The following is a 12,129-nucleotide window of genomic DNA, read 5'->3' as shown; positions in this document are numbered from 1 at the left end:
GGTCTTTTTACGTTCTTGGCGCTATTCAGCGGCGAGGGAAACACAGATCAATTCCTCATCGTTACGCACATAGACGCAGCGGTGAGCGAAAGCAGGACAGCTCCAGATCACCTTTCGGTTGGCGTGAGGGGTTGTTGGCTCTAGGACCTTCGCCTTTGAGATTTGTGAATAACCTTCTCGATCTAGTTTAGCCGTAATTAGCTCACCCATTTCATTGAAAATTATGAAGTTAATGTTGGTTTTTATGAGAAAAGCGGTGCTGCTATTTTGACTCCTTCCGCCCACTGGGTCGGTAGTTGTCCACAATCTGCGGCCTGTGAGTAAGTCCACGCACCGCAGGTCGCCGTCGCGGTCAAAGCCGTACATCAAGTTATCCACAACCACCGGCGTGCTGTTCTTGGGGCCTAGGGAATTGTTCGGCTTGCCTTCCCAATGGAGAGCGGCGGTAGGAGTGTGAGCATCCAGTTTCACGGTCGCGCTGATCCCCATAATGCCACCAGCAAAAACGAGGTCATTGTGAATAAGTGGCATCATGATGCTCATCGCGTACATCGGCTTCAGAGGAACCTGCCAATAGGGTTTTCCCGTTTTTGGATTAATGCCGTTGAGCGCATCTGCGTGCCACACGATGAGTTGATCCACCCCGCCGGCTCGGGTCAGATTCACTGGCGAGTACCCTGGCGCAGTGGCTTCGAGCGATCTCCAGACTTCGGTCCCGGTCCGCTTGTTGAAGGCCACGACCACTCCCTTTTGAGTGCCCAGCAGGGTGATCACCAGATCATCCACGACCATTGGATGGCTGGAGTAACCCCAAAAGGGAGCCTCGGCACCGTAGTCTTTGGGGAAGTCCTTGGACCAGATGATTTTCCCGGTTTCTACGTGAATACAGTGGAGGTTCCCCATTGCGCCCAGGGCGTAGGCGCGATCGCCATCGACGGTCACGGTGCAGCGGGGGCCCACTGGGTAGCTCACCGAGTAGGGGCAATCGTACTCGACCACCCATTTCTGTTTGCCAGTAGCGGCGTCAAAACACAGCACCCGCTCCTTGCCGGAGAGGTTCTGCCTGGCTCCCGCGCTCGGGGCTGGGTCACCGTCGCTGCGCACGTAATCCATCACGAACACGCTGCCGCCCGCCACGGAGGGGCCGCTGTAGCCGCCGCTGATCGGGGCGCGCCAGAGAATCTTGGGACCGCCTTCAGGGAACTTTTCCAACAGGCCGTTCTCCCGCCAATGGCCGTCGCGCTTGGGGCCCATCCACTGGGGCCAGTCATCTGCAAGTGACAGGGAGGTGAGGCTGAAACACGCGCAAGCCAGGGTGGTGGCCGCTGTCATTCGGCGGGCGATGTGAGAGTAGGGGGGCATGGAAGTGAGAGGGGCGATGTTCAAGGAGTCAATCCTTCTACGAAGCCCGGGTTTGATCCGACTGGCCGTCGAGGAAGGTCTGCGAACATGCTTATTTAGGCATTGACTTAATTAAGTGACTGCTTCATAAAGAGCCCATGAACCCGATAGAAGCTCTGGCCGACCCCACGAGGCGCCGCATTGTCGAGATCCTGTCGGAAGGGGAACTCACCGCCGGTGCCATCTGTTCTCACTTTGACATGAGCGCCCCAGCCATCTCCCAACACTTGAAAGTGTTGCGGACGGCGCACTTGGTGACCGTTCGTGTCGAAGGCCAACGCCGAATCCACGGGCTCGACCCCGCAGGCATCCGCGAGATCGAAACCTGGCTCGCCCATATGAAGCGCTTCTGGAATCGCAGCTTGGACGCTCTAGAGGCAGAGCTGCTCAAGCCCGAGGAACCCAGTCAGATTGAATCACGACAATAACGTAAAAACATAACCCCCCTGGATGATTATGAGTGCTATCCTGCCAAATACCCAGTCGGTAAATCAGTCTTACGGCGTCCCTCTAGAACCCGGCACCTTGCAGCTGGAGCGTCTGCTACCCGGCCCCATCGAGCGAGTCTGGAGCTACTTGGTGGAACCGGAGAAACGCCGGAAATGGTTCGCGGGCGGTCAGATGGAGCAGCGCAATGGCGGTTACATGGAACTTCAGTTCCGACATCGGGAACTCAGTCAGCCCGGAGAAGAGGTGCCGGAGAACTACCGGAGCACCCAGGATATGGAGCCCGCTCCCGGGAAGGTGATCCGCTGCACGCCGCCGACACTGTTGGTGTTCGAGTGGGAGTTCTGTGAGGGGATGTCCGAGGTCACCTTCGAACTCAGTCCAGAAGGGGAGTCCGTCCGGCTGGTCCTGACGCATCGGCGGCTCCTTCATAAAGAGAACAAAGTCTCCGTCGCGGCTGGTTGGCACACCCACGTAGGACTGCTGATGGATCTGCTGGAGAACCGCGAGCTCGGACCGTTCTGGCCGGAGCACGAGCGGTTGATGAAGGAGTATGACGAGCGGTTGCCGGAGTGCTGAGGCGCGCAGCCGGGGGTGTCAGGAAAGGGGTGCGCTGTGGGTAGCTTGTGAAGTAAGCCGCGTAAACGCGGTGCTCCACCCTGTTTGCGGCCACGGAAGGGAGGCGGGGATCCCTTGAGAGTGGAGGAGCTTCCCCAGGGGGGCGGGCGCGCGGGTGGTCATGGAGCCAACTTTTTTGGGCCGTGCTCGCCCTGACTATGACAGCATGACAGACCATTTCCTGTCACAATGAAACCGCGAGAGACATTAAAACTGCAAATACCTCGCCCCGCCTCACATGTCGCCTCGCACGCTCCAACTCCCCTTTTTGCGTTCCGCCGCCGCTTTGTCCGTCACCCTTGCTTCCGCCATCACCCTGGTGACCTCTGGTGGCTGCGCTCAGGGGAAGCCCTCGGGCTTTTCGGCTTCTGGCTACCACGTGCGGGGTGGCAAGGTCTTTTATCATGGTGGGTTCGGTATCTCGAGTCCTGTGGAGATCCCCGGGGGCGATGGGGCTTCCTTCCAGAAGCTGGACGACCTCGAGCCAGCCTCGTTTTACGGGCGGGACAAAGCAGCCGTCTATTATTGCGGCAAGCCCATCCCTGGTGCTGATCCGGCTACCTTCACCCGCCTGCGCAACACCTACGCGCTGGATGCGAAGCAGGTTTACTACCAGGGCTACGCCATCTCCAAGGATCCCGCCCACTTCAAGCTGCTGGACGAGCTCGCGGGCAAGGACAGCCGCCGTGTTTACTGGTGCGGGCATGTGATTTCCGAAGATGCGCCGAACTTTCGCTACATCGGGCACTCTGGGGCGGTGGCCTATCACCGTGACCGGCAGCAGGTGCTGGCCAATGGGATCAAGGTGGAGGGAGCCGATCCGGCGACCTTTCGCCTGCTGAGTCACGCCTACAGCCGGGATGCTCGCCGGGTCTATCAGCTCACCAAGTCCATACCTGGTGCAGATGTCAATACCTTCCAGGTGATGACCCGCTGGTACACCCGTGATGCCCGGCAGGTCTTCTGGGATGGCAAGCTCATCGCAGGAGCCAATCCGGACACCTTCGTCATTCTCAATGAGAATAGTCATTGCAGCCACGACGGCGTGCGGGCCTACCATTGGAACAACGTCATCCCCGGTGCAAACCCCGCCTCCTTCCCGGTGGGTAAAAAATGCCGCTCCTGCTGGGAGAACCGGATCTTGTTTGAGGAGTGAGTGCGGTGGGGGCAAACGCCTGGCCGAGAGGTGCCTTTAGCGATGCTACAGGGTTGGAGTTCCGCGTTTGCGCGGTCAGGGCGCGTTGCGACTGACGTTGCAGGCGGTCACGGCACCATCCGGTTTTCGTCGCTAGCCACTTCGCTCCCGCGCGGGGCTGGGAACCCCCGCCTCCTTTGCCCAGGAACAAGTTACAAGGTGACTTGTCCGCGGAATAAAGGAGGCTGGGTCTCTGGCCCCGCGGTCTCTGGCCCCGCGGTCTGATGGGTGGCCGGAGCGGGAAGAGGATCAAGGGACGATTGGGGCGTGAGCGGGGCTGGGAACCCCGCCTCCTTTGCCCAGGAACAAGCTACAAGGTGACTTGTCCGCGGAATACAGGAGGCGGGGTCTCCGGCCCCGCGGTCTGATGGGTGGCCGGAGCGGGAAGAGGATCAAGGGACGATTGGGGCGTGAGCGGGGCTGGGAACCCCCGCCTCCTTTGCCCAGGAACAAGCTACAAGGTGACTTGGCCGCGGAATACAGGAGGCGGGGTCTCTGGCTCCGCGGTCTGATGGGTGGCCGGAGCGGGAAGAGGATCAAGAGACGTGTGGAGCGTGAGCGGGGCTGGGAACCCCCGCCTCCTTTGCCCAGAAACAAGCTGCAAGGCAACATGACCGCGGAATACAGGAGGCGGGGTCTCTGGCCCCGCGGTCTGATGGGTGGGCGGAGCGGGAAGAGGATCAAGGGAGGCTTGGTGAGTGGGCCTGTAGGGACAATCGGACTACGCCCGCAGCGACCACACATGGTCAGAACTCAAGTCTTGAGTCTTTTGTCTTCCAGTCTTGTGTCTCCCGCGCAGCGGGGCTGGGACCCCCCGCCTCCAGTATCCTCGAACAAGCGCAAGGCGAGATGGCCGCCTCACTCCATTCCCTCGACATCCTGCCGACGCACCGCCACGAACTCGGGATTAAAGGCGAACTGGGTATCGGTGCCGATGTCACGACTGATGCCTACGATCTGCTCCAGCAACTTGGCGATGTGCACCAGCTCCATGCAGGCGTTGATGGCTTGGTCCAGCTCGTAGGGCATTCGGGCAGCCACCGTGTCGCTGTATTCCTGGGCGCGGCGGATCAGGCCGGCGTGGGCGATTTCCAAAAAGTTGGGCGAAAGGGCGTGATGCGTCACAAAGGCCTCCACCACCTGGTGGTGAAACTTGCAGCAATCGGTGAAGAGGGCGGCCAGCGCGGGCATCTGGGGGATGGGCTCCCAGTCCAGCAGCTTGCGGGCGCGCCGTGCAATGCTGACGGCGTGATCCGCAATCCGCTCCAGGTTCACGCTGATCTTGATGGTGGCCACGACAACCCGCAAATCGAGCGCGACGGGTTGAAAGCGCAGGATCACTCGCATGGCTTCCGCGCTGAGCTCGCGCTCCAGCGTGTCGATCTCGTCGTCATCGGCGATGGCGCGATTGCAGCGTTCCGCATCCCTTTGAAAGAGTCCCGCCTGGGCATTGGCCAGGCTGCGCTCTGTGAGTGCAGACATCATTAGGACGTTGTCCCGGAGAGTGCCGAGGTCCCGGTTGAACTGGCTGGAAATGTGTCCTTGGGAGGGATCGGTCATGTCACCAACGGTGGGGGTTGAGAGAAGCGGATGCCTATGGAGACCGGCGTCCGAGCTCGCCCCCGCTGACGACCGAACCCAACCTCACCAGCCTGTCACTGTGGGGCACCTTCCCTGATGCCAAAGTGGACTTTTCGTCACATTGGCTTGGTCTGTCAGAAAAGTGGGCTCTGGGCACGTCAGGGAAAGTTTCCGCATAGCAGGGTTATTTTCCAAGATTGCCACGATTTCTCCGTCAGGCCTAGTATGAACGCACTGCGGTCTCCCTCCGTCTGGTGCCCCGTCCTCGCACGTCTTCCCTCTGCTCATGAAAAGCTGTTTTGTGAAACTCCCCTGGTTCGCCTCCCTCGCGGTCTTTGTGCCGCTGGTGATGTTGTGCGCCGTTATCTCGCTGGATCTCCTGGCCCAGGCAGGCGGCGACAAAGGCAACGGTGATCCGGAAAAGCTGCTGACGCGGGCTGAAAAACTGCTGAGTGAGGGCAATGGGGCGGAGGCGATGAAGCTGCTTCAGCCTTTGCTGGAGAAGCCTCTTGCCGAATCAGGCGTCGATGACAAGCAGGTGGAGCGCGCGCTCGATCTGGCTTACAACGGGCTACAGAGTTTGGGGGCGGCGGGGACCGGGGTGGATGATCTCTTTGAAGGGGTGCATAAGGCCCACCCCCAGAGCTGGCGGGTACTAGCCCTATCTGCCAGATTGCTGGATCGCAGCCCTCACCAGGGCAGTATGATAGATGGCAAATTCCAGCGGCAGAACTGGTCCGGGAAGAGGGCTGACAGCACGGACCGTGACCATGGGCAGGCGCTCATGTGGTTGCGCAAGGCATCCACTCTGGCCCTGCAAGATGCGGGGGCGACGGCAGCGGAGCGTGTCGGCGTCCTGATGGAGGAGGCCGCCGCCGTGCTGTCAGGCAAGGAACCTTGGGAGCTCCAAAGTCTGACGGATCTGGAGAAACTGCCGGAGGTGGAAATCAACGAAGGGGGGCGTGGGCAAATGATGGGGAGAGGCAAAGGTCGGGGGTGGGGATATGCGGCCGGTGGCACCGGCTACCCGGTGGATGCGGCGGGCAATCCCGTTTACTTCAAGATTCCAGCTTCCTGGGAGGCCGCCGCCAATGACGGGGAACGCTGGCGTTATCTCCTGAAGCTCGCTGCGGACACGGATCCGGCCTCAGCCCACCTGGCGACATTTGCCTTTGCGAGCGAGATCCAGGGGTGGTTGGACGTCGGTACCCTACAGCAGACTGCCTTCTGGCCGATGATCCAGAAGGCAAGTGAGGAAGAGGGCAAGCTGCGCCAGGGCATCGTGGATCTGCCCACGTTGAAGCCGGAGGAAACCATCACCAGGCTGGCCACTGGGATCCGTCGGCACACGCTTCCGGAAGATTACCGGTTTATCGCGATCTTGCGGGAGCTTGGCTCGGGCAGCACGACGAGTGGCCCACAGGCGTTGATTTTACTGGCGAGCATCTATGAAACCAGGCAGCAACGTGACCTGGCCGCTGCGGTGTGGAAAGAGATCATCGAGCGCCATGGCGAGGACCCAGAAGTGAAGGGCGTGGCCCTGGCCCGGCTGCGCCAGATTGAGAGCAACCTGGGAAAACTGGAGGTCAAGGAAACACAGCCTGCCGGGAAGAAGGCTGAGGTGGACCTGGTCTTCCGCAACGCCCGGCAGGTCAAGCTCACTGCCCGACCGGTGAGGATGGATGCCCTGCTGAATACCCTGCAGGAGGAATACAAGGCACGGGCCAACGGGAAAAAGGAACGGGAACAAAGCCAGTGGACCTGGCTGGACCAGGCCTTCGCCACCATTCTCAACGGCTCCGTGCCGATCAGGGAGGCCGAGGTAAAGAAGTACCTGGGCGAATCTGCGGTCACCTGGGAGGTGGCCCTGGAGCCGCGGGAGAAGCACGCCGACCGGCGCATCCGCATTGAGACTCCACTGAGCCTGGCAGGCATCTATTTCCTCGAAGCCACCTTTGAAGGCGGCAGCGTGGCGCATACCGTGGTGGACCTGACGGACCTGGTCGTACTCACCAAGCCCGTGTACAATGCAGGTGGAGCCCACGGCTTTGTGCTGGATGCGGCCACCGGGCGCCCGGTGCCGAAGGCCAGCGTCGTGGCTTTTGGATACCGCAATGAGTATCGCAATGAGGGCAACCGTTCCAAAGAGGTTTGGTTCACCCGCGAACAACGCTTCACCACTGGGACGGATGGAGACTTCCTGATCACAGGGGATGACGAGAGCCGCTACAGCTGGATGCTCCGCGTTGAGTCACCCGAGGGTGGCAAGGCCGTGGTGGGCTTCTCCCAGTTTTACCGCCACTACCGGGGCCAGGATCCCGATGGCCAGCAGCAGAAACTCTACATCACCACGGACCGTCCTGCGTATCGCCCCGGGCAGAAGGTCTATCTGGCTGGCTGGGCCCGGCGGGCCACTTATGAAGAGGGCAAGTCCGGCAATGAGTTCGCGAATCAGCGCTTTGCGGTGCACATCAATGACCCTCGTGGGGAGAAGCTGCTGGAGCAGCAGGTGGTCGCGGATGCAAATGGAGCCATGAGCCTGGACCTCACCCTTGCGGAGACGGCGGCTCTGGGACGCTATTCGGTGAGCATCAGCAATTCCACCCAGATGGCGGGGTATGCCTTTTTCCAGGTGGAGGAGTACAAGAAGCCGGAGTTCGAGGTCAAAGTGAAGACACCGGAAAAACCGGTGCAACTGGGTGAGCCCTTCACCGCCACGGTGGAGGCCAAGTACTACTTCGGCGGAGCGGTGAGCGAGGCCAAGGTGCACTATAAAGTCGAGCGTGTGCGTCACGACGCATCGTGGTTCCCCGTCACGCGATGGGACTGGCTCTACGGCCCCGGCTACTGGTGGCGGAACAATGACTACGCGTGGCTCCCCGGCTATACCAGTTGCATCCGCATCTGGCCGCCCTGGTGGGGTGTGCGGGCAGATCCGCCGGAGGTTGTGGCCGAGGCGACCGTGGACATCGGTCCGGATGGTACGGTGAAGATCCCGATCGAGACGGCTCTGGCCAAGGAACTGCACGGTGACCAGGATCACCAGTACAACATCTCCGCAGAGGTGACGGACTCATCCCGTCGCATGATCTCCGGCTCCGGCTCCGTCGTGGCCCCGCGCCAGCCCTACCAGGTGTACGTGTGGACCCAGCGCGGGTACTATGAAGCCGGCGAGGAGGCTCGCGTCTCGGTGCAAGCTCGCACACCAGACGGCAGCCCCGTGAACGGCAAGGCGGTGCTGAAGGTCCTGGCAGTCACCTATGAACCGGGCGGTGCTCCGGTGGAGGCAGAGAAGGCCCGGTTTGAGCTTGCCGCAAGGGATGGGGACCCGGCCGTGCAGATGCTGCAGTTCCCGGAGGCAGGACAATACCGGCTGGCGGTGGAGTTTGACGATGGCGCAGGGCATCAGGTGGGCGGCACCGCCCACACCACGGTGCGAGGAAAGGACTTCGACGGCAGAGGTTTCCGTTTCCCGGATCTGGAGGTGGTGGCAGAGAAGGCGGAGTATGCTCCTGGTGAAGAAGCATCCTTCGTGGTGAACATCGCCCAGGAAGGCGGCAGCCTCCTGGTGTTCGAGCGCCCCCAGAATGGTGGCTATCTCAAGCCCCGCGTGCTTACGCTGGCCCAGGGGAAGTCCACCCGCTTCAGCCTGCCCGTGGGCTCGAAAGACCAGCCCAACTTTTTCCTGGAGGTGGTGACAGTTCATGGAGCCAAGATCCACACCCGGGTGGTGCAGGTGCCGGTGCCGCCCGGTAAAAGGATTGCGGACGTGAGCGTCACCCCTTCACAAGAGACTTATAAACCGCAAGCGGATGGCACGGTACAGATCCAGGTAAAGCACCCCGATGGCACCCCGGTGCAGGGGCCGGTCATCCTGACCGGGTATGACAAGGCCCTCGAGTACATTTCTGGCGGAAGCAACGTGCCCAACGTGCGCGATTTCTTCTGGGGGTGGAAGCGGAATCACCATGTGGCGGGGATGAGTTCCCTGAACACTGTGAACTCGCGAATCTCCGTGTATGGGTTGACTTGGGAGCCGGTGGGGATGTTTGGGACCCAATACCTCGGCCGGATAATGTTTGCCGGCGGAGGGAGCATAAGCGGGTTCGGGAGGGGATGGTCCGGTTCGGGCAGAGCAGACTACGACAGCTTCGCGGCGTCGCCGGTTGTGCCCGCCGCAGCGCCCATGGCGGCCACAGCCATGCCCATGGAGGCAGCCAAGTCGAAAGCCATGGCCGGCTCCATTGACGGGCTCCTGGCTGCCAATCAAACGGCGGGTGGAGCGGACGAGGCCGTGCCCATGATTCGCCAGGACTTCGCCGATTTGCTGGTGTGGCATGCCGCGGCGACCACAGACGCGCAGGGCAAGGTCAGTCTTCCGGTGCATTTTCCGGATGATCTCACCACCTGGAAGCTTCGCGCCTGGGTCCTGGGGCCCAACACGGAGGTGGGCGAGGCCTCGGTGGAGGTCATCAGTCGCAAGGACCTGCTCGTGCGCATGCAGGCCCCGCGCTTCTTTGTTGAGAAGGATGAGGTGGTGCTCTCCGGCATCGTGCACAATGATCTGAAGGAGAAGCAAAACGTGCGTGCGGTCCTCGAACTCGATGGCAGGACGCTCGCTCCGCTGGAGGGGCAGGCCACCGAGCAACGGTTTGAGATTGCCCCCGGTGGCGAGCACCGGTTTGACTGGCGGGTCAAGGTGATTGCCGAGGGTGAGGCAACCGTCCGCATGAAGGCCCTGGCCGCTGGGGAAAGTGACGCGGTGGAGAAGAAATTCCCCGTCTATGTGCATGGCATGTTGCGACAGGACGCCTGGAGCCTGGCCATCCGCCCGGATCAGGGGCAGGGGACCATAACCTTTGAAGTGCCGGAAATGCGCCGTCCCGCCCAGACGCGGTTCGAGGTGCGCTACAGCCCCAGCCTGGCCGCCGCCATGGTGGATGCCCTGCCTTTCCTCGTGAGCTATCCGCATGGTTGCACGGAGCAGACGTTGAACCGGTTTGTGCCCACAGTGATCACCCAGAAGGTGCTGCTGGACCTGGGCCTGGATCTTAAAGCCATTCGGGACAAGGGCGTGAACTTGAATGCCCAGGAGCTGGGAGATCCCGTCAAACGCGCCCAGCAGTGGCGGCGCTATCGCAAGAACGATCAGGATCCGGTCTTCGACGAGAAAGTCGTCAAAAAGATGGCCGCTGCCGGGGTGGAGCGGCTGGAGTCCATGCAGGCGAACGACGGCGGGTGGGGATGGTGGCCCGGTGCCGCCCAGGGAACCGCACATCTGACGGCCCAAGTGGTGGAAGGCCTGCTACAGGCGCGTGCCGCCGGTGCAGAGGTGCCTGCTGGCATGCTCAGCCGCGGGCTGGACTGGCTGTCACGTCATGAGGAGAAGGAATTGCGCCGCCTGAACCTGCCGGAGAAGACGCAGGATCACAAATTCCAGGCGGACAATGAAGACGCCCTGGTGCACGCCGCCCTGGTTGCCGGGGAGCGCGGAAATAAAGGCATGCGCACCCACCTCTACAACGACCGCCTCAAGCTCTCGAAATCGATGCAGGCCCTCGTGGGGCTGGCCTGCGCCACCGTCAAGGAGACGGAGCGTCGGGACATGATCATCCGCAATCTGGAGCAGTTCCAGAAACAGGATGAGGAGAACCAGACCGCGTGGCTGGACTTCGGCAACGACCAGCGGTGGTGGTACTGGTATGACGACGAGACCGAGACCCTGGCAGCGTACCTGAAGCTACGGCTCATCAAGGACGGCAAGGATCCTGTGGCATCCCGTCTGGTGAAGTACCTGCTGAACAATCGAAAGCATGGGAACTACTGGAAGAGCACGCGCGACACGGCGGCGGCCATCAGCGCCTTGGCCAAGTACATCAAGTCCTCCGGTGAGACCGCCCCTGACCTGCTGGTGGAGCTGTGGCTGGATGGCAAGAAGGTCAAAGAGGCCCCCATCAACAAGGACAACCTGTTCTCCTTCGACCACGCCTTCGTGATCGAGGGTGAGGCGCTCACCGCTGGCAAACACCAGCTTGAGATCCGTCGCAAAGGGGCGGGGCCATTGTACGCCAACGCTTACCTCGCCTGCTTCACCCTGGAAGATCACCTCCGGGCGGCCGGGCTGGAAGTGAAGGTGCAGCGGAACCTCTACAAGCTGGTACCGGAGAAAACGCAGGACCTGGTGTCGGGTGCTCATGGCCAGGCTCTCAAGCAGCAGGGGTCGCGTTATCGCCGCGAACCCCTGGGACCTGAGGCCACCGTGAAAAGCGGCGACCTGCTGGAAGTGGAACTCATCACGGAGAGCAAGAACGACTACGAGTACCTCATGCTGGAGGACTTCAAGCCCGCCGGATGTGAAGCGGTGGATCTGCAGAGCGGCTACTTCTGGAGCCAGGGGCTGAACACCTATCGCGAGTTCCGCGATGAAAAGGTGACGCACTACCTGGAGAGGTTGCCTCGCGGGAAGCAGTCTTTGACCTATCGTCTCCGCGCTGAAATTCCCGGGAAGTTCAGCGCCCTGCCCAGTGTGATCGAGGGTATGTACGCGCCGGAGCTGAAGGGGAATGCCGAGGAGCGGAGTGTGGTGGTGGAAGAGTGATAGTGACGGAGGAAGCCCGTGGCTGCCCTTGTGAAAGTGCGGAGGGCGGCGCGGGCCTGTGGGTGGGAGTGGGTCCATGGGTGGCAAGCTGCCTGAACGGGGTCTGACGAACGCATCCACGACTGACTCTCATTGGCCGCGCAACGGAAGCTCGTAGCTGCACTTGTGAAAGTGCGGAAGGGTGGCGTGGCCCTGTGGGGTGGGCAGCGGGTCATGGGTGGCAAGCTGCCTGAACGCGTTCTGACGAACGCATCCACGACTGACTCTCACTGGCCGCGCAACGGAAGCT

The 12,129-nt window shown here is 61.4% G+C and carries 6 protein-coding genes; 4 read left to right on the top strand and 2 right to left on the bottom strand.

Translation table 11 applies throughout. From position 1 onward, the window contains the following. Window positions 1-21 precede the first annotated feature (21 nt). The gene (locus tag VSP_RS20780) at window positions 22-1,254 is read right to left on the bottom strand and encodes a PQQ-binding-like beta-propeller repeat protein (RefSeq protein WP_157210986.1); all 1,233 of its coding nucleotides are present in this window, start codon (window positions 1,252-1,254) and stop codon (window positions 22-24) included. A gap of 245 nt (window positions 1,255-1,499) precedes the next feature. Between VSP_RS20780 and VSP_RS20775 the strand changes: the two genes are divergently transcribed. From VSP_RS20775 to VSP_RS20765, 3 genes are all read left to right on the top strand, one after another. Continuing rightward, entirely contained in the window at window positions 1,500-1,829 is a 330-nt protein-coding gene (locus VSP_RS20775) for an ArsR/SmtB family transcription factor (RefSeq protein WP_009963101.1), read from the top strand. 28 nt (window positions 1,830-1,857) lie between these two features. After that, window positions 1,858-2,427 (top strand): SRPBCC family protein, encoded by a 570-nt coding sequence (locus tag VSP_RS20770; RefSeq protein WP_044134681.1) that lies wholly within the window; start codon window positions 1,858-1,860, stop codon window positions 2,425-2,427. A 277-nt stretch (window positions 2,428-2,704) separates the two neighbouring features. After that, a complete protein-coding gene (locus tag VSP_RS20765; protein WP_009963099.1) occupies window positions 2,705-3,622 on the top strand; it encodes a DKNYY domain-containing protein in 918 nt (305 codons plus the stop codon). Window positions 3,623-4,519: 897 nt separating this feature from the next. On the opposite strand, the gene VSP_RS39755 is transcribed toward VSP_RS20765, so the two are convergent. After that, window positions 4,520-5,221, bottom strand: a complete 702-nt coding sequence (locus VSP_RS39755) for a phosphate signaling complex PhoU family protein (RefSeq protein WP_009963098.1) — start codon at window positions 5,219-5,221, stop codon at window positions 4,520-4,522. 307 nt (window positions 5,222-5,528) lie between these two features. On the opposite strand from VSP_RS39755, the gene VSP_RS36505 reads away from it, so the two are divergent. Then, window positions 5,529-11,840, top strand: coding sequence for an alpha-2-macroglobulin family protein (locus VSP_RS36505; RefSeq protein WP_009963097.1), 6,312 nt, complete (start codon window positions 5,529-5,531; stop codon window positions 11,838-11,840). The last annotated feature ends 289 nt before the right edge of the window (window positions 11,841-12,129 follow it).

It is taken from the genome of Verrucomicrobium spinosum DSM 4136 = JCM 18804 (assembly GCF_000172155.1).
GTDB lineage: Bacteria > Verrucomicrobiota > Verrucomicrobiia > Verrucomicrobiales > Verrucomicrobiaceae > Verrucomicrobium > Verrucomicrobium spinosum.
The sequence above is the reverse complement of the archived record's forward strand: the minus strand, read 5'-3'. Positions and strand labels throughout refer to the sequence as shown.

Coding starts and splice junctions, on each gene's coding strand:
- VSP_RS39755 (WP_009963098.1), bottom strand. CDS start 5,221: ATGACCGATCCCTCCCAAGGACACATTTCCAGCCAGTTCAACCGGGAC.
- VSP_RS36505 (WP_009963097.1), top strand. CDS start 5,529: ATGAAAAGCTGTTTTGTGAAACTCCCCTGGTTCGCCTCCCTCGCGGTC.
- VSP_RS20765 (WP_009963099.1), top strand. CDS start 2,705: ATGTCGCCTCGCACGCTCCAACTCCCCTTTTTGCGTTCCGCCGCCGCT.
- VSP_RS20780 (WP_157210986.1), bottom strand. CDS start 1,254: ATGGGCCCCAAGCGCGACGGCCATTGGCGGGAGAACGGCCTGTTGGAA.
- VSP_RS20775 (WP_009963101.1), top strand. CDS start 1,500: ATGAACCCGATAGAAGCTCTGGCCGACCCCACGAGGCGCCGCATTGTC.
- VSP_RS20770 (WP_044134681.1), top strand. CDS start 1,858: ATGAGTGCTATCCTGCCAAATACCCAGTCGGTAAATCAGTCTTACGGC.